At 50.0% G+C, this 24,866-nt stretch carries 22 protein-coding genes; 18 read left to right on the forward strand and 4 right to left on the reverse strand.

Annotated elements, in window-relative coordinates; translation table 11 throughout:
* The first annotated feature begins 15 nt into the window (after nucleotides 1–15).
* The 5 genes from ilvC (at nucleotide 16) to BQ6873_RS00950 (ending at nucleotide 5,174) form a co-directional block, all read left to right on the forward strand.
* Nucleotides 16–1,032 (forward strand): ketol-acid reductoisomerase, encoded by a 1,017-nt coding sequence (gene ilvC, locus BQ6873_RS00930; protein WP_076590974.1) that lies wholly within the window; start codon nucleotides 16–18, stop codon nucleotides 1,030–1,032.
* Between the two features lie 195 nt (nucleotides 1,033–1,227).
* Entirely contained in the window at nucleotides 1,228–1,974 is a 747-nt protein-coding gene (locus BQ6873_RS00935; protein WP_076590975.1) for an SIMPL domain-containing protein, read from the forward strand.
* 232 nt (nucleotides 1,975–2,206) lie between these two features.
* Complete coding sequence (pssA, locus tag BQ6873_RS00940; RefSeq protein ID WP_076590976.1) at nucleotides 2,207–3,094, forward strand: CDP-diacylglycerol--serine O-phosphatidyltransferase; 888 nt, start codon at nucleotides 2,207–2,209, stop codon at nucleotides 3,092–3,094.
* 83 nt (nucleotides 3,095–3,177) lie between these two features.
* Complete coding sequence (locus BQ6873_RS00945; RefSeq protein WP_076590977.1) at nucleotides 3,178–4,728, forward strand: 2-isopropylmalate synthase; 1,551 nt, start codon at nucleotides 3,178–3,180, stop codon at nucleotides 4,726–4,728.
* Between the two features lie 209 nt (nucleotides 4,729–4,937).
* Nucleotides 4,938–5,174, forward strand: a complete 237-nt coding sequence (locus tag BQ6873_RS00950; RefSeq protein WP_076590978.1) for a hypothetical protein — start codon at nucleotides 4,938–4,940, stop codon at nucleotides 5,172–5,174.
* A 3-nt stretch (nucleotides 5,175–5,177) separates the two neighbouring features.
* Here BQ6873_RS00950 and BQ6873_RS00955 read toward each other — a convergent pair whose 3' ends face one another.
* A complete protein-coding gene (locus BQ6873_RS00955; RefSeq protein ID WP_076590979.1) occupies nucleotides 5,178–7,304 on the reverse strand; it encodes a putative bifunctional diguanylate cyclase/phosphodiesterase in 2,127 nt (708 codons plus the stop codon).
* A 573-nt stretch (nucleotides 7,305–7,877) separates the two neighbouring features.
* Here BQ6873_RS00955 and BQ6873_RS00960 point away from each other — a divergent pair.
* On the forward strand, nucleotides 7,878–8,330 hold the full coding sequence (locus tag BQ6873_RS00960; protein ID WP_197685194.1) for a PA2169 family four-helix-bundle protein: 453 nt from the start codon (nucleotides 7,878–7,880) through the stop codon (nucleotides 8,328–8,330).
* 78 nt (nucleotides 8,331–8,408) lie between these two features.
* Nucleotides 8,409–8,708 (forward strand): DUF883 family protein, encoded by a 300-nt coding sequence (locus tag BQ6873_RS00965; RefSeq protein ID WP_076590980.1) that lies wholly within the window; start codon nucleotides 8,409–8,411, stop codon nucleotides 8,706–8,708.
* A 106-nt stretch (nucleotides 8,709–8,814) separates the two neighbouring features.
* On the opposite strand, the gene BQ6873_RS00970 is transcribed toward BQ6873_RS00965, so the two are convergent.
* Entirely contained in the window at nucleotides 8,815–11,616 is a 2,802-nt protein-coding gene (locus BQ6873_RS00970; RefSeq protein ID WP_076590981.1) for an EAL domain-containing protein, read from the reverse strand.
* Nucleotides 11,617–11,814: 198 nt separating this feature from the next.
* The gene (locus BQ6873_RS00975) at nucleotides 11,815–12,621 is read right to left on the reverse strand and encodes a PP2C family protein-serine/threonine phosphatase (RefSeq protein ID WP_076590982.1); all 807 of its coding nucleotides are present in this window, start codon (nucleotides 12,619–12,621) and stop codon (nucleotides 11,815–11,817) included.
* A gap of 255 nt (nucleotides 12,622–12,876) precedes the next feature.
* Between BQ6873_RS00975 and BQ6873_RS00980 the strand changes: the two genes are divergently transcribed.
* From BQ6873_RS00980 to rlmD, 7 genes are all read left to right on the forward strand, one after another.
* Nucleotides 12,877–13,080, forward strand: a complete 204-nt coding sequence (locus BQ6873_RS00980; RefSeq protein WP_076593877.1) for a YdcH family protein — start codon at nucleotides 12,877–12,879, stop codon at nucleotides 13,078–13,080.
* Nucleotides 13,081–13,154: 74 nt separating this feature from the next.
* Nucleotides 13,155–15,164, forward strand: a complete 2,010-nt coding sequence (locus BQ6873_RS00985) for an ATP-dependent DNA helicase (protein WP_076590983.1) — start codon at nucleotides 13,155–13,157, stop codon at nucleotides 15,162–15,164.
* Between the two features lie 123 nt (nucleotides 15,165–15,287).
* Nucleotides 15,288–16,025: a 5'/3'-nucleotidase SurE gene (gene surE, locus BQ6873_RS00990; protein WP_076590984.1), complete on the forward strand. Its 738-nt coding sequence runs from the start codon at nucleotides 15,288–15,290 to the stop codon at nucleotides 16,023–16,025.
* Nucleotides 16,022–16,909, forward strand: coding sequence for a protein-L-isoaspartate(D-aspartate) O-methyltransferase (locus tag BQ6873_RS00995; protein WP_076590985.1), 888 nt, complete (start codon nucleotides 16,022–16,024; stop codon nucleotides 16,907–16,909). Before surE ends, BQ6873_RS00995 begins: the two co-directional genes overlap by 4 nt.
* Nucleotides 16,910–16,955: 46 nt before the next feature.
* On the forward strand, nucleotides 16,956–17,876 hold the full coding sequence (locus tag BQ6873_RS01000; RefSeq protein ID WP_076590986.1) for a peptidoglycan DD-metalloendopeptidase family protein: 921 nt from the start codon (nucleotides 16,956–16,958) through the stop codon (nucleotides 17,874–17,876).
* Entirely contained in the window at nucleotides 17,876–18,910 is a 1,035-nt protein-coding gene (gene rpoS, locus BQ6873_RS01005; RefSeq protein WP_076590987.1) for an RNA polymerase sigma factor RpoS, read from the forward strand. Before BQ6873_RS01000 ends, rpoS begins: the two co-directional genes overlap by 1 nt.
* Before the next feature lie 142 nt (nucleotides 18,911–19,052).
* Nucleotides 19,053–20,426, forward strand: a complete 1,374-nt coding sequence (rlmD, locus tag BQ6873_RS01010) for a 23S rRNA (uracil(1939)-C(5))-methyltransferase RlmD (protein ID WP_076590988.1) — start codon at nucleotides 19,053–19,055, stop codon at nucleotides 20,424–20,426.
* Between the two features lie 68 nt (nucleotides 20,427–20,494).
* Here the strand turns inward: rlmD and BQ6873_RS01015 are convergent, their stop codons facing one another.
* Nucleotides 20,495–21,184: a Bax inhibitor-1/YccA family protein gene (locus BQ6873_RS01015; RefSeq protein ID WP_076590989.1), complete on the reverse strand. Its 690-nt coding sequence runs from the start codon at nucleotides 21,182–21,184 to the stop codon at nucleotides 20,495–20,497.
* 208 nt (nucleotides 21,185–21,392) lie between these two features.
* On the opposite strand from BQ6873_RS01015, the gene ndk reads away from it, so the two are divergent.
* From ndk to BQ6873_RS01035, 4 genes are read left to right on the forward strand one after another with little or no spacing between them, the layout of a single operon-like run.
* Nucleotides 21,393–21,818: a nucleoside-diphosphate kinase gene (ndk, locus tag BQ6873_RS01020; protein WP_076590990.1), complete on the forward strand. Its 426-nt coding sequence runs from the start codon at nucleotides 21,393–21,395 to the stop codon at nucleotides 21,816–21,818.
* A gap of 60 nt (nucleotides 21,819–21,878) precedes the next feature.
* Complete coding sequence (rlmN, locus tag BQ6873_RS01025; protein WP_076590991.1) at nucleotides 21,879–23,042, forward strand: 23S rRNA (adenine(2503)-C(2))-methyltransferase RlmN; 1,164 nt, start codon at nucleotides 21,879–21,881, stop codon at nucleotides 23,040–23,042.
* Nucleotides 23,042–23,836 carry a type IV pilus biogenesis/stability protein PilW gene (gene pilW / locus BQ6873_RS01030; protein ID WP_076590992.1) on the forward strand — a complete coding sequence of 265 codons (795 nt, stop codon included), beginning with the start codon at nucleotides 23,042–23,044 and terminating at the stop codon, nucleotides 23,834–23,836. The genes rlmN and pilW overlap by 1 nt, the downstream gene beginning before the upstream one ends.
* Entirely contained in the window at nucleotides 23,829–24,866 is a 1,038-nt protein-coding gene (locus tag BQ6873_RS01035) for a RodZ domain-containing protein (protein WP_076590993.1), read from the forward strand. The genes pilW and BQ6873_RS01035 overlap by 8 nt, the downstream gene beginning before the upstream one ends.

Raw genomic sequence — 24,866 nt, forward strand, 5'->3', positions numbered from 1 at the left:
CAATTTAGGAACATCATGAAAGTTTTCTACGATAAAGATTGTGATCTGTCGCTGATCAAAGGTAAAAACGTTGCCATCATCGGTTACGGTTCGCAAGGCCACGCACACGCGCAAAATTTGAACGATTCCGGCGTCAAAGTGACAGTCGGTCTGCGTAAAGGCGGCGCTTCATGGGACAAAGTAGCGAAAGCTGGTCTGAACGTTGCTGAAGTTAACGATGCAGTCAAAGCAGCTGACGTCATCATGATCTTGCTGCCAGATGAAAACATCGCTCAGGTTTACAACGAAAACATTGCTCCACACGCTAAACAAGGCGCAGTGTTGGCATTCGCTCACGGCTTCAACGTGCACTACGGTCAAGTCGTGCCACGCGCCGATCTGGACGTGATCATGGTTGCTCCTAAAGCACCAGGCCACACAGTGCGCGGTACTTATGCACAAGGCGGCGGCGTTCCTCACCTGATCGCTGTGTACCAAGACAAATCCGGCGTCGCTCGCGACATCGCTTTGTCGTACTCAATGGCTAACGGCGGTGGCCGTGCCGGCATCATCGAAACCAACTTCCGTGAAGAAACAGAAACCGATTTGTTCGGTGAACAAGCTGTTCTGTGCGGTGGCGCGGTTGAACTGATCAAAGCTGGTTTCGAAACATTGACCGAAGCTGGTTACGCTCCGGAAATGGCTTACTTCGAATGCTTGCACGAACTGAAATTGATCGTCGATCTGATCTATGAAGGCGGCATCGCCAACATGAACTACTCGATCTCGAACAATGCAGAATACGGCGAATACGTCACCGGCCCACGCATCGTGACCGAAGACACCAAAAACGCAATGCGCCAATGCCTGAAAGACATTCAAACCGGCGAATACGCGAAGAGCTTCATCCTTGAAAACAAGGCTGGCGCACCTACGCTGATCTCCCGTCGTCGTTTGAATTCCGAGCATCAAATCGAACAAGTTGGTGCAAAATTGCGCGCTATGATGCCTTGGATTGCAAAAAACAAACTGGTAGATCAAACCAAGAACTAATATTCTTGCTCGATGCGACGCTATGCGGCTTTCAGTGAAAGCCGCATACAATAAAAAGCTGCGCTCAGGCGCAGCTTTTTTCGTTTACCGATCTTGTAAAAAAGTGTGACGATTGCCATTCAGAAAGAACTTAGCAAATAAGCTTACTGTCGAACTGCCAGCTTGCCTTTCTTTTACGTTTTTGGGAGATATCCAATGTCACGATTAAAAAATCTTTTCCTTGCCTTGAGCTGTGTTGCCGCGAGCGCGACATCTTTTGCACAAACACCTATGCAAACCAGCGGCACCTTAGTCGTCGTTCCTGCTTATGGTGAAGTTAAACATGCCAATGACCAAGCACAGTTGACCTTGCTAGTTGAAGAGCAAGACAAGGACAAATCAGCTGCAGCTTCGCGTGTAAATCAAAAAATGAAGCAGGGCATGGACATTGTCAGAAAAGCAGATCCGCAAGCAGTTCTGACGACGCGTGGCTATTACACCTATGCCGTTTATCCGGAAGATCAGCCGCGTCAAAGCAACAAGGCACGGCAGCCTACCAGCTGGCGCGTCGGCCAGTATCTGGAGGTAAAGACCACTAACCTGAGCGCTTTGCCAAAAACAGTCGCCACTGCACAAGGTGTATTGGCCTTGAGTGGTCTGCAATTCGGTCTGACCGATGCCACTGCCAAAAAACTGGATGCGCAACGCATCGATGCCACGTATAAGAACCTGACTGAGCGCATTGCATCGATTGCACGTGCAATGGGCCGTAATCCTGCAGATGCGGTGTTGGATACCGTTGATTTCGAAGGTTCTGGTAATTATGCGCAGGAAGCCGCAGCACCAAAAATGATGATGCGTTCAGCGATGGCTGCAGATGCGGCTCCAGTTGAAGAGCCTAGCTTTGAGCCGGGCGAAACAACCTTGACCATGCGCGTCGTGGGCAAAGTCAAATTTCGTTAAAAGTTTAATGTCGTATTGAGGCACATTTGCTTCAATACGGCACCGATGGTGTGCCGCAACATAAAATCTGTTCATACGCCGCTTGCTCATGCAGCGGCGTTGTCATTTCCGCCTTTGTTTTGGGCAAGATTTACGACATGTTTGCAAGCTCTGCCTGCCGGTTGCATTGCCCGTCTGATACACTACGACTCCTGATCTTCCACCCACACAGCTACCTGAAAACGGGATTCGCATGTCAAGTTTCAATCGTCGAAAAGCGAAAAATAGCAAAGCTCCTTTTACCAAGGTCCGTCCGTTGGGCAGACTTGCGCGCAGCAACCAGATTCTGCAGCAGGATTTGGGCGAAACCATCATGCCGAGACCAACCTTGCGTCGGCGTGGTATTTATCTGTTACCGAATGCATTTACGACCGCAGGACTGTTTTGCGGGTTCTATGCCATCGTGATGGCGATGAGTCATAAGTTTGATTATGCAGCGATCGCGATTTTTGCCGCGATGGTGCTGGATGCCGTGGATGGTCGTGTGGCGCGCTTGACGAATACACAGAGCGAATTCGGTGCGCAATACGATAGTCTGGCTGATATGGTTTCCTTTGGCGCTGCACCGGCCTTGGTAGTGTACGTCTGGGCCTTGCAAGACATGGGTAAGCTGGGTTGGCTGGCGGCATTCGTCTATTGCGCTGGCGGTGCCTTGCGACTGGCCCGTTTCAATACGAATATTGCTGTCGTTGATAAACGTTACTTCCAGGGCTTGCCTAGCCCGGCGGCAGCGGCCCTCGTTGCCGGCTTCATCTGGCTGATGCAGGACCTCGGTTTTGCTGGACCTGATCTGAGCTGGATCGCATGGGGTATCACCTTGTATGCGGGTCTGACGATGGTGACGAATGTTCCGTTCTACAGCTTCAAGGACATCAATTTCCGTAAGTCGGTGCCGTTCATAGGCATCTTCCTGATTGTTCTGGCTTTCGTAGCGATATCGAGCGATCCGCCTAAAGTGCTGTTTGGTTTGTTCGTCATGTATGGCTTGTCGGGCTACTGTGTTTACTTCTGGCGCATGGCTAAAGGCAAGCCGGTGAGCAGCATTGTGCAAACAGAACTTGAACCACACGACGATCATTGATTACGTTGTATCTCTTCCGTGTTTCTGTTGCCGCGGAAGAGTAGTAAAACGATATAAACAGAGCAATTCCCAAGGAATAAAACATGTCTGCTAATCCATCAAACAAACTCATCATTTTCGACACGACTTTGCGTGACGGTGAACAATCGCCCGGCGCATCGATGACGAAGGATGAAAAAATCCGTATTGCCAGACAGCTCGAACGTTTGAAGGTCGATATTATCGAAGCTGGTTTTGCGGCGGCTTCGCAAGGCGATTTCGAATCCATACATGCTATTTCCGGCATCATCAAGGACGCGACGATTTGTTCTCTGTCGCGTGCCAATGACAAGGATATTGCACGCGCGGCAGAAGCGCTGGCACCAGCTGAACGCAAACGTATTCATACCTTCCTCGCGACATCTCCTTTGCACATGGAGAAGAAGTTGCGCATGACGCCGGATCAGGTTTTTGAACAAGCCAAGATGGCAGTGCGTTACGCACGTAACTTTACGGATGATGTTGAATTCAGCCCGGAAGATGGTAGTCGCTCGGATATCGACTTCCTGTGCCGCGTGATTGAAGCGGTCATCAAGGAAGGCGCAACCACGATCAATTTTGCCGATACGGTTGGTTACGGTGTGCCTGGTTTGTACGGCAATATGTTGAAGACCTTGCGTGAGCGTATTCCCAACTCGGACAAGGCCGTATGGTCCGTGCATTGCCACAACGATCTCGGCATGGCGGTAGCGAATTCACTGGCTGGTGTGATGATAGGCGGCGCACGTCAGGTTGAATGTACCATCAACGGTTTGGGCGAGCGCGCTGGTAATACTGCGCTGGAAGAAATCGTGATGGCTGTACGTACCCGCAAGGATCACTTCAATCTAGAAGTCGGCATCGATACGACGCAGATTGTGCCGACATCCAAACTGGTATCGCAAATTACAGGTTTTGCCGTACAGCCGAATAAATCAGTGGTCGGTGCGAATGCATTTGCACATGCTTCCGGTATTCATCAGGATGGCGTGCTGAAAGCGCGTGACACTTATGAAATCATGCGTGCCGAAGATGTGGGCTGGGCGACCAATAAGATTGTGTTGGGTAAATTGTCTGGTCGCAATGCATTCAAGCAACGTCTGGACGAGCTGGGTATCACCTTGGATTCCGGCGCAGACATGGATGCAGCTTTTGTGCGCTTCAAGGAATTGGCTGATCGCAAATCAGATATCTTCGACGAAGACATCATGGCCTTGGTGTCCGATGAACAGCATTCGCACGAAAAGGAATACTACAGCTTTGTATCCTTGTCACAGCAATCAGCAACCGGCGTGAAGCCTGCAGCGAATGTCGTCTTTACCGTAGATGGTAAAGAAGAGAACTGCAAAGGCGAGGGCAATGGCCCAGTCGATGCCATCGTGAACGCGATTGAATCTAAAGTCGCCAGCGGCGCTGAATTGCTCTTGTTTTCAGTCAATGCCATTACTACTGGTACCGAGTCACAAGGCGAAGTAACGATGCGTTTGTCCAAAGCTGGACGTATTGTGAATGGTGTTGGCGCTGATCTGGATATTGTGGTTGCATCGGCCAAAGCATATATTTCTGCGCTGAATAAGCTGCACTCGAAAATCGAGAAGTTGAATCCGCAGTTGTAATTGCTGCGATTTGTTTCAAGTTAAAAAGGCCTTGCTGAGAAGCAAGGCCTTTTTGTTTGTGTGCTCGTTAAACAGATTGGTGCAGGAGAATAAGTTGGCTGATTAAGTGAGAAAGCGTACAGACTGCAAGCGAAAGGGACTCATATAGTCAGCCTTTCTTATCGCAATAAGCGATATCAATTCGAGCTGAATTTGTAAATGGAGGTTATATGAGTCATGCAAATAATTCGCATATCTTCCATCTTCTCCTTGCAGCTATTACGCTTGTTCTATTTACAGCAATGGCAGCGGTAGCCATTGTCGCCTGGATTCCTATTCTGCCTGAAGCGATCGCTGCCGATATCGGACGGAGCCAGGATTTATCGCAATACATGTTCCTGCATGAGTCGTGGCATTACAGTGCGCGATTACCTGATCAGCTCGCTCTTGCTTACTGCATAAAATGAGCATCAGATAGCTTGCATGCCATGAATATTGGGATTTGGTATTGAGCCAGGATTTGCTTGCAGTATTTCAGCTGCGTGGATGGCGGCCATGAACTGTTCCGAGCCTACAGGGCGTCCCATGAAATAGCCTTGCAAGGTGTCACATCCCAATGTCGTCAGATATTCCTGCTGCTTTCCTGTCTCTACACCTTCCGCAACGATGCGCAGATTGAGCGAACGGCCTAAGGCAACAATGGCAGAAACGATCGAGGCATCGTCTGTTCCATGCGCGAGATCACTGATGAAACCGCGATCAATCTTCAACTCAGTCGCTGGCAAACGTTTCAAATACAGCAAGCTGGAATAACCCGTGCCGAAATCGTCGATGGAAATTTCGACACCCAAGCTAACCAGCTTCTCCAGTATCGTCAGGCTGGCTTCTACATTGTGCATGGCCGTTGATTCTGTCACTTCCAGCATCAGGCAAGTGGCAGGCAAGTTGTTGCGCTTCAAGGTCGACTGTACGAGATCAATCAAATTATCGTTGCTGAACTGCACGGAAGACAAATTAACCGCGACCTTCCAATGTGTATAGCCTTGGTCATACCATGCGCGCATTTGGCGACAAGCCTCATCCAGCACCCATTCGCCGATCGGTACAATCAATCCTGTTTTTTCAGCCAGACTAATAAAATCACCAGGTGCAATCATGCCGCGTACCGGATGCTGCCAACGCAGCAGTGCTTCTGCACCAACGACAATACCGTCAGACGTATTGAACTTGGGTTGGTAGTGCAGGCAGAATTCCTTGTGCTCCAGTGCTGCGCGCAAATCCTGTATCAATTGCAATTGATTATGCGCATTGGTATTCATCGACGTTTCAAAAAAGTGATAGCCGTTTCGTCCCGTGCTTTTGGTGTGATACATGGCTGCGTCTGCATGGATGAGCAGGTCGTGACGCGTCTTGCCATCTTCCGGATAAACGGCAATGCCAATGCTGGCTGAGATGCCCAGGTTGTATTGGGATATCTGGAAAGGTTGGTTGAGCATGCCGCACAATTTGTCTGCGACTGAGGCCGCATCTTCTGGCTCGCTTACTTCAATCAGCATGACGAATTCATCGCCGCCTAAACGGGCAGCAGTATCCTGTGCTCTGATGCTATTGCGTATGCGTTGTGCAACGTCAACCAATAACAGGTCGCCAATATGGTGCCCGAGCGAATCATTGATAGCCTTGAATCCATCGAGATCGATAAACATCACGGCAAAGCGACCTTGTTCGCGCACAGCCTTGTGCAACATTTGATCAAGTCGGTCTTCCAGCAGAGTACGGTTCGGTAGTTTGGTCAGATTGTCTTGGAGCGCTTGCTTGGTCAACTCCTGATTAGCCAGTGCCAGTGACTTGACCAATTTTCCTGTTTGCGATTCCAGTCGTGCATCGAGGACGGAAGTCAGCAAGGCAATTGCCAGCACCGCCAGCGTTACGACAATCACGACTATCGCCAACCAGCCAGGACCGACACCTTCTCTAGCGGCGCTACAGATGCTGCCGATAGGGAAGTTTGCTGCAGCCATGCCGGTGTAGTGCATGCCGATGATGGCAATACCCATGACAACTGCAGCCATTGCACGTGAACGTTTGACGTGCGGTGTATTTCTGCGTAGCAGGAACGCAATCCACAAGGCAGCACCAGAAGCAGTAATGGCGATGACAACCGACAGAGTAAAAAGCAGTGGATCGTATTCGATGCCAGGTTCCATACGCATCGCAGCCATACCGGTGTAGTGCATGGATGCGATGGCAATGCCCATCAATACGGCGCTGCCCGCCAATTGCATCATCGGGAGTTGAGGTTGGCTGATGCGCCACAAGGCAAATCCAGAAGCAACGATGGCAATCAGCAGCGACAGAAAGGTAATGCCGAGGTCGTATCCGAGCGGGATAGGAAGATTGAACGATAGCATGCCGATGAAGTGCATGGACCAAATGCCTATGCCCATAGCAGTCGCACCGCCGGCGAGCCACCAAGTGGCACTTTTTTCGGACGTTGAATTGATTCTTCCTGCCATATCCAGAGCGGTATATGAGGCGAGGATAGCGACCAGTAACGAAATCGAGACTAGTAATGAATCGTAATGTGCGGTCAGCATAAAAAGGCTTTATTCATTTAATCAGGCAGACTGTTTTAATGCGAGATTTGCAAGGTTTCTTAATGTGTCATTCAGCATGATTCTTTGCTGATGAGATCAACAGTCACCGCACTTATGTTCATTTAGTAAATGAATCTTGAATTGGTATTTCGATAATTCTTGCCGTCTTGAAGGCAGGAATATTGATGCTGGCAATGCCTATTAATCAATTGCCCAGCATACTAAATGCTTGACGACATTGTACCTTGCTGGACGGAAACTTGAATTTGCAGGTGTCAAAACTTCACTGTCTTGAATGAAATTGATATGAAGCTGAGACTAACTGACATGGCTTGAATACATCGGCGTTAATGTGCGTTGCCGAACAGAGTCATGCACAGCTTTCCTTCATATTCTCAGATTCACACCTGCTTCATACCGAATATTTCGGTGTTCCTGATGAAGAAAATATTTCTACAACTGGATGGATTAGTAGCGCCGATTTACTGTCGAAATAAGGCTGGACAGAACCTTCTACGGCTCTTGTGAGGAAAACATGAGGGCTGGACTTGATGTTTTCTGAAAGGAATGATGATGAAAGATGATGTAATTTCAACTCTCAACGATCTAATCGAGACATGTAAAGACGGTGAAGAGGGTTTTAAAACCTGTGCGGAAGATATTGGCGACAGTCAATTGAAGCAACCATTTCTGACGCTTGCAGCAGGTTGTAGTGCCGCTGGTCAGGAGCTGAAGACCTTGGTGACTGCGCGTGGTGGCAATCTAGAAACAAAAAGCAATCTAGGCGGTACTTTGCATCGCCGCTGGATAGATATCAAGTCATCGTTGATGGGAAAAGACGATGAAACCATTATGAATGAATGCGAACGTGGCGAAGATGTGGCGCTCAAGAGTTATCGCCGCGCTTTGGAAAAAGATTTGCCGCTTGATGTACGTACTGTGGTAGAGCGTCAGTATCAAGGTGTTATTCAAAACCATGAAGTGATGAAAAATTTGCGTGAGCGTGTACGCGTATCAGTGACGTAATTATCTTGTTTGAGTTAGGGCAGTGTTATTGCAGTTGAATACTCAGATCAAATTCAATTCAATTTTTAGGAGCTGAACATGGAGTCGAAAGTAGATAGCGTTAATCACGATTTGAAAACCTTGTCCAAGGATGCAAAGGAATTGGCACATGAGGCTAAGGAACTAGCGCTACATAAATCGGGTGAGATGAGCAAGAAATACGTAGAATTCCTTGATACTGCATTGACTAAGGCAAAAGAAATGCCTTCCGTCGCAGCGAAAAAAACCAAGGAAGTAGCTGTCACAACGGACGATTTTGTAAATCAAAATCCGTGGCGTGCAGTGACCATCTCGGCCGGTCTTGGCCTAGTGCTAGGTTTTTTGTTTTCCAGAAAATAAATGGACGTTTGAATCGTCCGAATCTGGTTTGATATAACGATCATCCTGTACCGAAGCATGCGATTACGCTGCCTTCGTACAGGATTTTTTATGGGCGCTGGTTTTTCTAGTCGACTGCAGGTGGGTAAAACGTTTTCTTGGTATTGACTGTACTGCTTTGTACGTAACCTATGCCTACGCTTTTCAACTTGTTCAGAGTCGCTTCATCATCTACGTTGGGTGCGATTGTTTTGATACCCATCACATTGCTAATGTGTTGTATCGCCTCTATCTTGGCAAAATCGACCGGGTCGCTCTCCATGCCTTTGATGTAGCTGCCATCAATCTTCAAGAAGTCCACATCGAGATGTTTGAGATAGGCGAATGAGGACATGCCGCTGCCGAAATCATCCAATGCAAAGCGGCAACCAAGTGGCTTCAATGTATCGATAAAACTCAACGCACGCGTTAGGTTGGTGATAGCGGTTGTTTCTGCCATCGCAAAACAAATCGAGTCATAAGGCAGTGCAAAGTGTATGAATTGTTCGCGTACAAAGTCGACGAAGCTTTCATCGTCGAGTGAGGTACCAGATATTTTGATCAGAAGAACATGCAGGCTGCTGCCATCCGATTTCAATACGGCAGCTGCTTGTCGTGCAAACACGGTACGTATTACCCAACGATCTATGGTTGGCATGAAGTGATAGCGCTCAGCCGCTGGGATGAAGGCCGAAGTTGGAATCAGCTTGCCGGAATCATCAGCCATGTAGAGACGTAATTCGTCAAAGAAGAAATCTTTCTTGCCAGGACGAATGTTGACGATCTCATGCGAGAACAGGCGGAAGCTATCGTTTTCAAATGCTTTTTGAATACGCTCGTTCCATTTTATTTCACCTTGCTTGACCGCTGGCTGATGATCTTCTGCGCGGTAGATATGAACGCGATTACGGCCAGTATCTTTTGCGACATAACATGCTGTATCCGCAGCGCTGAGTAAGTCCGGCAGGGACAAGGCATTACTGTTGAAGTTGACCAAGCCGATGCTGACGCCGATAGGGAAGATTTTGTCTTGCCAGACAAAATGGAAATCACAAATTGTTTGGCGCAATTTTTCGGCAATACGTACCGCTGATTCGGGCGTGCAGTTTTCAAGAAAGGCGCCGAACTCATCACCACCCAAACGCGCTAACGTATCACTGTCACGTACCAGCGGTTGCAGCAAGGCGGTGATTTGTCGCAGTAACTCATCGCCGGAACTATGACCGCAGGTGTCGTTGACGATCTTGAATTGATCCAGATCCATATACAACAGCGCATGTTGCTTGGTTTGGCGCCCAAGAGTATCGATCGCTACTTCCAAACGTCGTTCGAATTCACGACGGTTGAAGAGTCCGGTCAATGGATCGTGTGCCGCTTGATGCGATAGCTGGATAGCCAGCTTGCGCGAATCGCTGACATCGTGGAAAACCAGGACGACGCCGATGATCTCGCCTTCGCGATTGCGTATCGGTGCTGCTGAATCTTCGACTGCATATTCGATACCGTTGCGACTGAGTAGAACCGTGTCTTTAATCAGTTCCACATTGCTTTGCTGTTCGAATACCAGTTCCACCGGATTCGGCACCGGTTCGCGTGTGTGGCCGTTGATGATTTTGAATACGCGTGTGGATGGCAATCCTTCTGCTTCTGCTTTGGTCCAGCCAGTGAGTGACTCGGCGACTGGATTCATGTATTCGATATTGCCTAAATTGTCGGTGGTGATAACCGCATCGGCAATCGATTCCAATGTGACTTGCGCGCGTTCTTTCTCTGCGAACAGAATGGCTTTTGATTGTTCGCGTTCTGTTTCGTGTTGCTGCAGCGAGATCACCATGCTGTCGAATGCTTGCGCTAATTGGCTGATCTCTTCCTTGCCGTATTTGATGCCGGTACGCGCTTGCAGATTGCCAGCTGCGATTTGATCTGCGGTGCGAACTAGTGCTTTAACGCGACGCAAGATGATGACATCGCCAACAAACCAGGCTGCAACTAGTGCGAGCAGCGCAATGATGGCCAGCGTAATCAGCTCCATCATCTGCAAATGGTTTGCAGGTGCGACGATGTCGTCGATAGGTATGCCTATGCTGACCTTGAAGTTGGAAATATTGTTGGTACCGACTGGGGCGAATGCATGCAGTCGCGTAATACCATCAGAGTCGGTGAGGGCAGAAGTGCCGAAGCCAACTTTGATCATCACGTCGAATAGCGTTTGCGGTGTGCGCGTGCCTATCCATTTCTCGGGATTCGGTCGTCTGGCGATGATGGTGCCATTGCTGTCGGCAGTCACCAACACGGCACCAGCTGGCAATTCGATGTCGCTGACAAAGCGATCCAGCACGCTCAAATCGAGGGCTGCAAAGATAACTGATTGCACTTCGCCAGCGTTATTGAAAATCGGATAAGTCAGATTGATCGTGTGCTTGCGCGCTGTGCGGCCAAGAACATAATCACCAGCGGAGAATGTGCGGTTACGCACTGCGCGCTGAAAATGTGGACGATCTCCCAGATTGATTTTTTCAGTCAGTGGCAGGGCGCTGCAGCTAACGTCACCATTCAATTGGATCAGACCGAAATTGACGTAGCCTTCATTCTTCTTAAGAATGGTTTCGAGGAACTGGCTGCAAGCCTTGGGGCTGCCGCGCAGCTCCGGTACGACGGACAGTACGGTGAGTAATTGTCGTGCTCCTTCAATTGAGCGGGCTTCGCTGGTGGCGGCTAATTGCGTCAATTGCTGGAGGTTGTCTTCTGCCATGCGAACGGCTTGCTGGCGTTCCTTCCATGCGCCGTATACGGTCAAGATGACTGGAGGCACAATAGCGAGCAATACTAGGACCAGCAAGCGAACACGCAAGCTGTCGAAGTTGAACTGGGAAGGAAATATTTTTTTCAATGCATGATCTTTTCAAATGGCGACGAAATGCGAGTGGCGCTGAAAAAATACTGGCTGATGATGCTTTTCAGCTGCCGCTTGATGCGTGGCGATGCAAGGTCTGCTGATTGTGTTTCACAATTAATCAGACCGTAACGGCTAGTAGTGGCTTCCGTCAAGCGGGTCATGCAGATTTTGAATCCGTCAGGCTTCAATTTGTCAGACTGCGCTTCGCATCTTCTTGATCGTATAGTCTTTGACTTCCTTGGTTGGCTTGACGAGCTTGACGATGGCCAGCGTGCAATTGTCTGCCTTGCTGCCGGTTGCGCGTTTGCGTGCGTTGGCGATCAGCATTTCTGATGCCTTGCGAGGGGTGTTCATCGCAATGGCAGCGCCTAATTCCGCATCGCTGAAGTATTGCCACAGCCCGTCGGTACATAGGAGGAAGGAGTCGCCAACCTTCAAGCCGTCACGTCTGTTCACGCTGAGCTTGAATTCATTCGTGCTGCTGCCCAAGACGTTGACTAAGAGATTGGCCAGCAGGGGATCTTTTGCTTTTTCCTCGTCTAGCTTGTTTTCCGTCTTTAATTGTTCGCGATATGTGTGATCTATGGTGCGCTTACTGCAGTTCGGTCCATCGAAGTAATAGAGACGGGAATCGCCCGCATGGGCCCAGATTGCACTGTTTTGTGGCGTGATGATCAGCAGGACGACAGTGCTATGCGGCTTCTTGTCGGAAGACATTGCAGACAGCTTGATAACGGTATCGGCTTCTTGCGCGATAGTCTGCAGTATGTCTTCTACTGTATCGGTGAGTGGGGAAAAACGTTCGAAAATCTGTTGCGCGCTACGCACAACTTGCTCTGCCGCCAATGCGCCGCCAGATAAACCGCCCATGCCGTCGGCAATGACGGCTAACATATAGCCAGGTGCTTTGGGCGCGCCGAACAATGCGGTTCTGTCTTGTTGTTCTTCGCGGTCACCGATATGCTGACCTGTTCCTGCTTGTATCTCGTATTGGCGCATGCGTCTTAGTGGATTAAACTTGCGGGTAGGAATCGTTGCGTTTGATTATTGCATGCACAGTCCGCAGGAAGTTAAATGAGAACCTTTAAAATTGTAAGAATTTTTTACAATTGGGTTTCGGCAGAATAAGTGGCATTAACTCAATAAATTCGATGGTGTCTTTGTGCTGAATGGCGATCAGCATTTTTTGTAAATACTTTGCTTTATATCGCTATGTAATTGGCTTACTCCATCGATAAAGATGACAATATGACTATGAACTCTCAGCACGATATTCTTTACCAACGCATAGTCGAACTGGAAGTCGAGCATCGGGATCTGGATGCCGTGATCGAAACCTTGATTCATGATGGACGTCATGAGGAGTTACAATTGCGCCGTTTGAAAAAACGGAAATTGCAGCTGAAGGACAATATCACCTTGCTTAAAATGCAATTAATCCCGGATATCCCTGCATAAACGGATTCCCTCACTATGCAGACCTTGTTCTGCATAGATTTCTCTACCCTAACGCCTACTCCAAGATAGTTATTTTGATCGACGAACCTTCTGCATTGCCTGTACCCGCCACACACGATGCCGAGATCGATCAGCTGTTTGGTGTTAATAGCCCCTTAGGTCATGCGGTGGGTGCTTTTCGTCCGCGCCAGTCGCAGACCGAGATGGCCAAAGCTATTGCGCATGCGATTTCCAATCAAAGCACGCTGATCGCAGAAGCTGGCACCGGCACCGGCAAAACCTTTGCCTATCTGGTGCCAGCGCTGCTATGGGGTGGCAAGGTGATTGTTTCTACCGGTACTAAGAACTTGCAGGATCAGCTTTACTTGCGCGATATCCCTAGCGTGCGTAAAGCCTTGAACGCACCGGTTTCTGTCGCCTTGTTGAAAGGGCGCGCGAATTACGTTTGCCACTTCCATCTTGAGCGCACGCTGCAAAACGGTAGGCTGACATCGCGTGACGATGTAGGTTACTTGCGTGAAATTTCACGCTTCATGAAAACCACGAGTTCAGGCGACAAGGCCGAACTGTCGAAAGTCCCGGAAACAGCTTTGGTGTGGAATCTGGTTACCTCGACCCGCGATACTTGCATGGGCGCAGAGTGCCAGTACTACCAAGACTGCTTTGTGATGAAGGCGCGCAAGGAAGCGCAGCAGGCTGACGTGGTCGTCGTCAATCATCATCTGTTCTTTGCCGATGTGGCATTGAAGGATACTGGCGTAGCCGAGTTGCTGCCTTCTGCCAATACGATTATTTTCGATGAGGCGCATCAGCTGCCGGAGACTGCGACGCTATTTTTTGGCGAGACGATTTCGACCTCGCAAGTGCTGGAACTGTGCCGTGATGTGTTGGCAGAAGGTTTGTCGCATGCACGCGATGGTGCGGACTGGGCTGGTACGGTGACGCCGGTGGAGCGCGCAGCGCGTGATTTACGCCTCACATTCCCGCAAGACATCGTGCGTTTGTCGGTCAATCAGATCGCACCATCCAGCGCGTTTTTCCCGGCGTTGGAAACCTTGAAGGAAGAGCTGGACAGCATGATCTCGGTTTTGCAAAAGCAAGCCGAACGTGCCGAGACTATCGAACAATGTCGTGTACGTGCCATCGAGCTGGCGACGCGACTGGACGCATGGAATAAGCCGAAAACCGAGGAAGTAATCATCGGGCAGGAGAGTGTGCTGTGGGTTGAAGCGTTTTCTTCCTCCTTGCAGTTACATCAAACACCGCTTTCGATTGCGCCCATCTTCAACAAGCAGCGCGAAGGCGTACCACGCACCTGGATTTTCACTTCGGCCACATTGGCGGTGAAAAACGACTTCAATCATTACAGCGCGCAAATGGGTTTGTGGAATGAGCCTGCTCATTCGTGGCCGAGCCCGTTTGAATATGGCGAACAAGGCTTGCTGTATGTGCCGACCAGCTTGCCGCAACCGAATTCGCTCGATTACACCGATGCCGTGATCGATGCCGCCTTGCCGGTGATTGAAGCTGCCGGCGGCGGTGCGTTCTTGTTGTGCACGACGATACGTGCGGTGAATCGCGCCGCTGAGCGTTTGCGTGAAGAATTCGAACGTCGCAAATTACCGTTTCCACTGATGGTGCAAGGAGAAGCCGGGCGTACCGAATTGCTTGATCGATTCCGTGCTGCCGGCAATGCCGTGCTGATTGGTAGTCAGAGCTTCTGGGAAGGTGTCGATGTACGTGGTGATGCGCTTTCTGTCGTGATTATCGACAAATTGCCATTCTCACCACCGGACGATCCGGTGTTGGCCGCGCGTATCGAGGCGCTGGAGCGCAAAGGCATGAACGGTTTCATGCATCATCAGTTACCGGCGGCGATCATCAATTTGAAGCAGGGAGCGGGACGCCTGATTCGGGATGAAAGAGATAAGGGCGTGTTGATGATTTGTGATCCACGCCTGATCTCCAAGCCTTATGGCAAACGCATCTGGCAAAGCCTGCCGCCATTCAAGAGAACGCGAGAACTCAATGTGGTGCAAGAATTTTTTGCGTCGATAGACGCAGAGGCTAGTGCAGAAAAATAGAAATTTCGCAGTGCTTTACCTCTCAAAAGATGAGAAGTCGAGCTTGTTGCTGGGGCAGATATTTATCTTGCGTGGCATGCAAGCTTATTCAGCATGCGGTCTTGCTTCAGGTAAAATTCATCTATGAAAATCCTTATCAGTAACGATGACGGCTACCTGGCGCCTGGGCTGATTGCTCTCGCCGATGCGATGGCAGCAATCGCAGACATCGTTGTCGTGGCACCAGACAGCAATCGTTCCGGCAGTTCCAATTCCCTCACACTTGATCGTCCGCTTTCTGTCTATCAGGCATCGAACGGGTTTTATTTCATCAACGGTACGCCATCCGATTGCGTGCACATCGCACTGACCGGGATCATGTCATCGCCGCCTGACTTGATTGTTTCTGGCATTAATCAGGGACAAAACATGGGTGACGATACGCTGTATTCAGGGACAGTGGCGGCGGCGACTGAAGGATTCTTGTTCGGAATTCCGTCGATTGCGTTTTCCCAAGTCAATAAAGGCTGGGCAGAAATCGATGCTGCGGCGCGTGTAGCACGCGATATTGTCGAACGACGCTTGGAGTCGTTTTCCAAACATTTCCTGCTTAACGTCAATATTCCCAATTTGCCTTACGAGCAACTGAAGCCAGCTGTTGCTACTCGTCTCGGCAAACGGCATCAATCGGAAGCCGTGATCAAGGCGCAAGATCCAAATGGTCGCGAGATATTCTGGATCGGCCCATGTGGTGGACAAAAGGATGCGGGCGAGGGAACTGATTTTCACGCGACAGCGTTAGGCCATGTCTCGATTACGCCATTGCAGATCGATCTGACGCATACAGCACAATTGGAAGCCTTGAAGAAGGTTTTGGCATGACCGATAAAAGCAAGCGCTTCCCGCTTTCACTCTCCTCCCTTGCAGAGAAGTCACCTCGTAACGGTACACGGAGCGAGGTAGGTCGTACTACCAGCACTACTTCAGGCAGAGTCGCCACACCGCAAACGGCCACACTGAATGCCTCGCAACATGGCAAACGTCCGGCAACCCCTGCGCGGGTCGTTGATGCGCCGCGCAAGGCTGGCACTACGCCAGTTCCAGCGGATAGGCCAACGCCGCTGGCGTCGGAAGCCGTGCGCAAGGCGATGGTGGCACGTGTGGCGAAGCAAGGCGTGAAGGACAGTAAAGTGCTGGCGGCGATGGAAGCTGTGCAGCGCCATTTATTCATGGAGCCGGCGCTGGCAAGTCAGGCTTATATCGATGCTTCGTTGCCAATTGGTTATCATCAGACGATTTCGCAGCCCTATATTGTGGCGAGAATGATAGAAGTGATGCGGAACAATAGTAACGGTGGTGTACTCAATCACGTGCTGGAAATCGGCACCGGTTGCGGTTATCAGGCTGCCGTGTTGTCCTTGGTCGCCAAGGAAGTGTATTCAATCGAACGCATCAAGGGTTTGCATGAGTTGGCGAAATCCAACTTGCGGCCTATGCGTGTGGCAAATATCCGCTTGCATTACGGAGATGGTATGCTTGGTCTGCCCCAAGCAGCACCGTTTGATGGCATCATTTTGGCTGCGGCTGGATTGGAAGTGCCGCAGGCTTTATTGGAACAAATGACTATAGGTGGGCGTTTGGTCGCCCCAGTTGGCGAGCGTCATCAGGTTTTGCAACTGATAGAACGCGTCAGCAAATTTGAATGGAAGAGTTCGACGCTGGAGGATTGCCATTTTGTGCCGCTCCGTCCAGGTACCGTAACTTAGTCTCCAACTCACGAACATCGTTAAAGAACAATTGAACGTAATGAGAATGAAAAAAATTCGACAGATATTTTTGATATCGCTGGTCGGTTTGCTCACCGCCTGCAGCACAACACACAATTCCGCCCCTGTCAGCGAGCGCAGGATAGGCGGTACCACTCCTTCCAAAGCAGCTGCTGAAGATCGTACGACTTATACGGTGAAGAAGGGCGATACGCTATATCGCATCGCGCTGGATTTCGGTCAAAGCTACAGTGAAATTGTTGCCTGGAATAATCTCGCCAATCCAAACGATATCAAGGTAGGACAAGTCTTGCGTGTAGCCCCACCTGATGCAGCTTCCGCTCGCAGCGGTGGCGCACAAACCGGCGCTGTGGCAGTGTCCTCCGGCGTCGAAAGCCGGCCTCTGTCAGCTCCAGCCGCTAGCACAGCAAGTAATAAAAACACCCCTCGCGGAGAGAAGCGTCCTTACTCCGATAGCACGTTGGCAGAATTGCAGAAGCCAGACGGTGCCGTAGCGGCAGCGCCAGTAACTGCGCCAAAGGCGGCAACACCTGCTGAAAAAACGGTAGATGCTGCGCCTGCCACTGCTGCGGTAGATGATGACAGCGTAGCCTGGATGTGGCCGGCAGAAGGCAAGGTCATTGCTACTTTTGATGATGGCAAAAAAGGGATCGATATTGCAGGCAAGTCCGGGCAAGCAGTGATGGCTGCCGGTGCCGGTAAAGTCATGTACGCGGGTAGCGGCATACGCGGTTATGGCAATCTGGTTATCGTCAAGCACACTAGCAATTTGTTGTCCGCGTATGCGCATAACAAAGCGATACTCGTAAAAGAAGGTCAGAACGTCACTAAAGGACAAAAGATAGCGGAAATGGGCGATTCCGATTCCGATGCGGTGAAGCTGCATTTCGAAATTCGCCAGCAAGGCAAGCCTGTTGATCCATCCAAATTTTTACCTAACCGCTAATGACACGCAACCGCGACGCACAGGCAGAAGACGAGGAGAGCTCGGACGCACTGCCTTCTGATCTCTCGCTGCAGCCGGACGATGCGGAAAAATCCGATATCGACGACGAGGATGGTGACGTTGTCGAGTTGGCCGAGCGTGCTGCACCGATTGAAGTTGCTGGTATTGATGAATTAAAGAAGGTTCTGGCGACAGAGTTGTCGACCGATGCGACGCAGCATTATCTGAATCAAATCGGTGCGCGTCCATTACTGACGGTTGCGGAAGAGGTACATTTCGCAACTTTGGCCAAGCAAGGCAATTTTGCTGCACGCCAGAAAATGATCGAGCACAACCTGCGTCTGGTTGTATCGATCGCCAAGCACTACATTAATCGCGGCGTCATCCTGCTTGATTTGATCGAGGAAGGTAATCTCGGTTTGATGCGCGCCATCGATAAGTTTGAACCGGAACGCGGCTTTCGTTTCTCGACTTATGCGACATGGTGGATACGCCAAAGTATAGAGCGCGCGATCATGAATCAGGCGCGTACTGTGCGCTTGCCGGTGCATGTGGTGCGCGAGCTGAATCAAACGCTACGCGCCAAGTTTCACTTGGAAGCGCAACATCACGATGGCAAGGATGCGACTGCGGAAGACATCGCACATCTGGTTGATCGCAGTGTTGAGGATGTGCAGGATATTCTTGCCCTGTCTGAGCATGCAACGTCATTGGATGCACCGCTGGATGGCGATCCACAATCCAGCTTGATGGATTTATTACAGGGTGATCATGCGAATGATCCTGACACTCTCGCTGAACATCATGAAATGACAGTCTTGGTGCGTGACTGGCTGGACAAGTTGCCCGATAAACAGCGTTTGGTGATTACTCGCCGCTTTGGTTTGGATAACGATGATCCAGCGACGCTGGAAGCGCTGGCGGCAGAAATGCATGTCACGCGTGAGCGGGTTCGGCAGATTCAGCAAGAAGCCTTAGTGAAGTTGAAGCGTTCACTGATGCGAACCGGCGTCGGCAAAGACTCATTGTTATAGATGTTACATAGGATAGGCATTTGTCATCCTTTACGATGTTGGCAATGTAGTTTGCTATCATGCGTCCTTCCGGAAATAGTTCACACTTCTTATCTCATTAAACACAAGCCGATCTTCGGCTTGATTATCTGATTCAATCCCTATGCAGCAAACCATTATTGATATCGAATCCCTCGACATGGAAGCACGCGGTGTCGGCCATCTGAAAAATGAAGATGGCACACCGGGCAAAGTTGTTTTTGTCGAAGGCGCATTGCCGAAAGAGCGCGTTGTGTACTCTTCCTACCGCAAGAAAGCGAATTGGGAAGCCGCCAAAATGATGGTCTTGCTGAAAGAGTCATCGCTGCGCACCAAGCCGAAATGTGCGTACTTCGGCATTTGTGGTGGTTGTTCCATGCAGCATCTGGAGCCAACGGCACAGGTCGCGCTGAAGCAACGCATACTTGAAGATAATCTGAAGCACATTGGCAAAGTAAAAGCTGAGACCATGTTACGGCCGATACACGGGCCGACTTGGGGCTATCGCTATCGTGCACGTATATCGGTGCGTAATGTGCCGAAAAAAGGTGGCGTGCTGGTTGGTTTTCATGAGCGGAAATCATCCTTTATTACCGACATGAAGACTTGCGAAATTCTGCCGGCAAATGTATCAGCGATGCTGGTGCCTTTGCGTCACTTGATTGCTTCGCTTTCCATCATCGATCATTTGCCTCAGATCGAATTGGCCATCGGGCAAGGAGAAGAAGTAAAAGTGACGGCGATGGTGTTGCGCATCATGACCGAATTATCAGCAGAGGACGAGGTCAAGCTGAAATTATTTGCGGATGAGTATCAGGTGCAATGGTGGTTGCAACCGGCTGGTCCGGATAGCGCTTATCAGTTCTATCCGACGGATAACAATCTGCATTACTCTTTGCCAGAGTTCGGCGTGAAGATGCCGTTCAAGCCGACCGATTTCACACAGGTAAATCATCAGATTAATCGTGTTCTGGTTGCGCGTGCTTTACGCTTGCTGGATGCGCAGCCAATGGATCGTATTGCTGATCTGTTTTGTGGGCTTGGTAACTTTACTTTGCCGATTGCTACGCAGGCGCGGGAAGTTGTTGGGATAGAGGGCAGTACAACGCTGACTGAACGCTCACTGGAAAACGCTACGGCGAATGGGCTGGCGGATAAAACGTCGTTCTATTGCCGCAACCTGTTTGAAGCGAAAGCGCAAGATTTTATCGAGCTTGGTAAATTTGATCGCATGCTGATTGATCCACCGCGTGATGGTGCTTTGGCAGTGTGCGAAGCTTTGTCGGAGTTGGGTAAGAGTCATCCTGATTTACTGCCAAGTCGTATCGTCTATGTGTCCTGCAATCCATCTACGCTGGCGCGCGATGCTGCGGTGTTGGTGAATGACGGCCATTACACTTTGAAGAATGCTGGTGTGGTGAATATGTTCCCGCATACCTCACATGTGGAATCGATGGCCGTTTTTGAGTTGCGTGATGCAGAGAATACAGTTGCTTGAGTAACTGTTAGCCGCATGAAAAAAGCCGACTTTTAAGTCGGCTTTTTTATTTGTTTCAACGCCAGTTATTAGTCGCGTTCGCCACCGAAGATGCCGAGCAACGCTAACAAATTGGAAAAAACGTTATAGACGCTCAGGTAGATACCCAGCGTTGCGGTGACGTAGTTGGTTTCGCCGCCATTGATGATGCGTTGTACATCATACAAGATGAAGGCGGAAAAGATGCCGATCGCTACGACTGAGATTGTCAGTTGCAAGGCTGGCAATTGCAGCCAGATATTTGCGATTGCAGCTACGATAATTACCAGCACGCCCATGAACAACCATTTGCCAATGCCGCTAAAGTCGCGCTTGGAAACAGTCGCTACCGTTGCCATTGTTGCAAGGATCGCAGCAGTGCCGCCAAAAGCCGTCATGATCAGCGTAGTGCCGTTGGCAAAGCCGAGGATGTGGCCGATCAGGCGAGACAGCATCAAGCCCATGAAAAATGTGAAGCCCAGCAACAGGGCTACGCCCAGGCCGGAGTTTTTCGTTTTCTCAATTGCATAGAAGAAACCGAAGGCGATTGCCAAAAAGATAATCATACCCATGAAAGGGCTGCCGGCAAAGAATGCAAATTTGAACTGCACGCCCAGCCATGCGCCTAGCACGGTTGGAATCATCGAAAGGGCGAGCAGCCAATATGTATTTCGCAATACGCGATGGCGAACCGCCGTGGTGTCATAGGTGGACCCAAAGGTCTGCTGTAGATTGCTCATGTTTTCTCCAAGTTGATATCAAGCTCGAGTTGTTGCCAAGCAGGCTCTTGACATGTTCATAGTATAAACGGTTCTGTTCTTAACGCTATCTTCACATTTAAAAGAGCTTGTTGCTACTTTAAGTAGAGGGGCTTTCGTGGTAGAATTAAAGGTTAGTTGAAATATCAGAATTTTGTCTTAACCCTTTCATTTTATTGGAGTTTTTCAGATGGCAATCGAACGCACACTGTCGATTATTAAACCGGATGCAGTAGCAAAAAACGTAATCGGTCAGATTTATAGCCGTTTCGAAGGCGCAGGCCTGAAAATCGTCGCTGCTCGCATGACGCAATTGTCGCGTGCTGAAGCAGAAGGTTTCTACGCTGTGCACAGCGCACGTCCTTTCTTCAAAGACCTGGTTGATTTCATGATTTCCGGTCCTGTAATGATCCAAGTGCTCGAAGGCGAAAACGCAATCATCAAGCACCGCGACCTGATGGGCGCAACTGATCCGAAGAAGGCAGAAAAAGGCACCATCCGTGCTGACTTCGCTGATTCGATCGATGCAAATGCAGTACACGGTTCCGATGCAGAAGAAACAGCGAAAGTTGAAATCGCTTACTACTTCCCAGCATTGAACGTTTATTCGCGTTAATTTGAATTTCCGTTCGTCGCAGAGTGATCTGATGAGCGAACGGTTTCAAGGAATAGTTTTATGACGACTCTCACCAATCTGCTGGATCTGGATCCTGCGCAACTCATCGCTTATTGCGGCGAGTTGGGTGAGAAGCCGTTTCGCGCCAAGCAATTGCAGCGCTGGATACATCAATTCGGCGCGAACGATTTTGACGCGATGACCGATTTGGCTAAATCGTTGCGCGACAAGCTGGCTACGCGCGCGATCATTGCTGCACCCGCTGTGATTTCTGATCACACCTCTTCCGACGGTACGCGCAAGTGGCTGGTCGATGTGGGGCAGGGCAATGCAGTAGAAACAGTTTTTATCCCTGAAGAAAATCGCGGCACCTTGTGTATTTCCACACAAGCTGGTTGCGCGGTGAATTGCCGTTTTTGTTCGACAGGCAAGCAGGGCTTTAACCGCAATCTGTCGGTTGGTGAAATTATCGGCCAACTGTGGATGGCAGAATTCGAATTACGTAGAACCAAAGGCATAGAGCCTGGCCCTAAAGGCGAGCGCCAAATCACCAATGTGGTGATGATGGGCATGGGTGAGCCTTTGCTGAACTACGAACCAACTGTTACGGCACTCAAGCTGATGTTGGACGATAACGCTTATGGCTTGTCGCGTCGCCGCGTGACCTTATCGACCAGCGGTGTGGTGCCTATGATAGACAAGCTGTCGCAGGATTGCGCAGTCGCACTGGCGGTATCGCTGCATGCGTCGAACGATCCTTTGCGCGACGGTCTGGTTCCTCTGAATAAGAAGTATCCGCTGGTTGAATTGATGGCTGCCTGCAAGCGCTATCTGGAATTCGCACCGCGTGATTTCGTTACCTTTGAATATTGCATGCTGGATGGCGTCAACGATACTGATCAGCATGCGCGTGAACTGGTCGCCTTGGTGCGTCAGGCGGATGTATCGTGCAAATTTAATCTGATTCCGTTCAATCCTTTCCCTGAATCGGGTTTGACGCGTTCGCAAAATCCGCGCATCAAAGCCTTTGCGCAAGTGTTGATGGATGCAGACATCATCACCACGATACGCAAGACACGCGGCGATGATATCGACGCCGCTTGCGGACAATTGGCGGGTGAAGTGCAGGACCGTACGAAAGTGCAGGATCGCATGAAGAAGATGGCAGAGTACCAGGAAAAATTTGGCAAGAATTTTGGCCGCATTGTGGAGATTTCATCTTGATGACAGTGCGCCGATCGGGCTGGTTGGTAGTTTCTTTGTTATCTGCAATCCTGTTGCTGGGTTGCGCTGCTAGACCTGTCGCACCTGATGGTGAGCTGACAACCAGCTTCGACAAGACCGAGAATCAAAGACGTGCACGCATACGCTTGCAATTAGCCATTGGTTACTATCAGCAAGGTCAAATGACAGTTGCTTTGGATGAGACCAAGTTGGCACTGCAAACTGATCCAAATTTTGCCGATGCATATAGCATGGCCGCATTGATTTATATGGATCAAGGCGAAGCACGCTTGGCTGAAGAAAACTTTCAGCGTGCCATTCGATTGGCTCCGAATGATCCGGATTTGAGTAATAACTACGGTTGGTTTTTGTGCCAAAACGGGCGCGCTAATCAATCTATCGCCTATTTTGAATCTGCCTTGCGCAGCAAGAATTATCAGTCGCCTGCCAAAGCGTTGAATAACGCGGGTACCTGTAGCTTGATCTTGAAAGATAAGGTTGCTGCAGAGCGTTATTTTACCGAAGCATTCCGTCAGGATCCGGGTAATCCGACAACGAGTACGAACCTGGCGCGCCTTAACTATGAGCGCGGCGATTTGGAGCGTGCGAAGTTTTATATCAACCGCGTGACGAAGGCAGATGTCTTGAGCGCGGAAGTGTTGTGGTTGGCAATAAAAATTGAACGCAAGGTGGGTGATCGTGCCGCGGAAAGTAGTCTCGTGACGCAGTTACGTCGCCGCTATCCAGACTCGACAGAATTTGCGGCCTATCAGCGTGGAGCTTTTAATGAATGATGACGTTCCAGTGAATGAAACAATGAATAATGATGCTGCGCCAGAGCAAGCACCGGAAGTGGAAAACCTTGAGCCGCGTATCTCGGCTGGCATGCAACTCCGTGCTTTGCGCGAAGAACGTGGTTGGACGGTAGAGCAGGTTGCCAATCAATTGAATCTGGCCAGCCGTCAGATACAGGCCTTGGAAGACGATAACTATGCGGCTTTGCCCGGCATGGTGATTGTGCGTGGATTTATTCGTTCGTATTCGAAAGTGTTGCGAGTTGATCCTGCACCTATTCTCGCCGCGATCAAGGACGATACTGCTGCGCCTAGCGTATTACCTCCTGAACGTAGTCCGCTTTCGGCATCGTTTTCGGAAACGAGACTGCTGTCTGTGAATCAACGCGGTATCCGTTCCAAGGCAGTGATCGGAATTGGCATTCTGGTTGCACTTGCTGTCTTGGCTTACGCTGGTCAACGTATGGGCTTGCTGCCACACGGCGCTTCGACTTCAGGCTTGTCCAAGGTTGAAGAGAAACTGGCTCCTATCGAGCTTGCAGAAACTCAGTCGGATACAGTGGTTGAAACGCCTCCAGTCCTTGAAGAAGTGATAGAGGCGAAAGCAACTGACACGAAACCAGTTGAAGCGAAAGTCGTTGAAGTGGCCAAGCCTGTCAGTGAGCCAACTCCTCCTGTTGCAGCGACCAAGCCGCAGGCAGTGGTAGCACCAGTTGTGAGTGCTGTGGTTGCAGCCCCAACTGCGAAACCTGTACCGACAACAGCACCAGTGCCGGCAACTCCAGTTGATAGCAAAAACGCGCTGGCAATTAATGTGCGTCAGGATTCTTGGGTGGAAATTAAACGTCCGGACAATAGTGTGATTGTTTCCCGTTTGATGAAAGCGGGTTCCTCTGAAGCTATCGCAGTCACCGGACCGGTCTCAGTAGTCATTGGTAACGCCGCAGGTGTAGATGTGACTCTGCGCGGTGATCCAGTAGATGTGGTTACCGGAAATAGCAGTAACGTCGCCAGATTGAATTTGAAATAA

This window comes from Herminiimonas arsenitoxidans, assembly GCF_900130075.1.
Classification (GTDB): Bacteria; Pseudomonadota; Gammaproteobacteria; order Burkholderiales; family Burkholderiaceae_D; genus Oxalicibacterium; species Oxalicibacterium arsenitoxidans.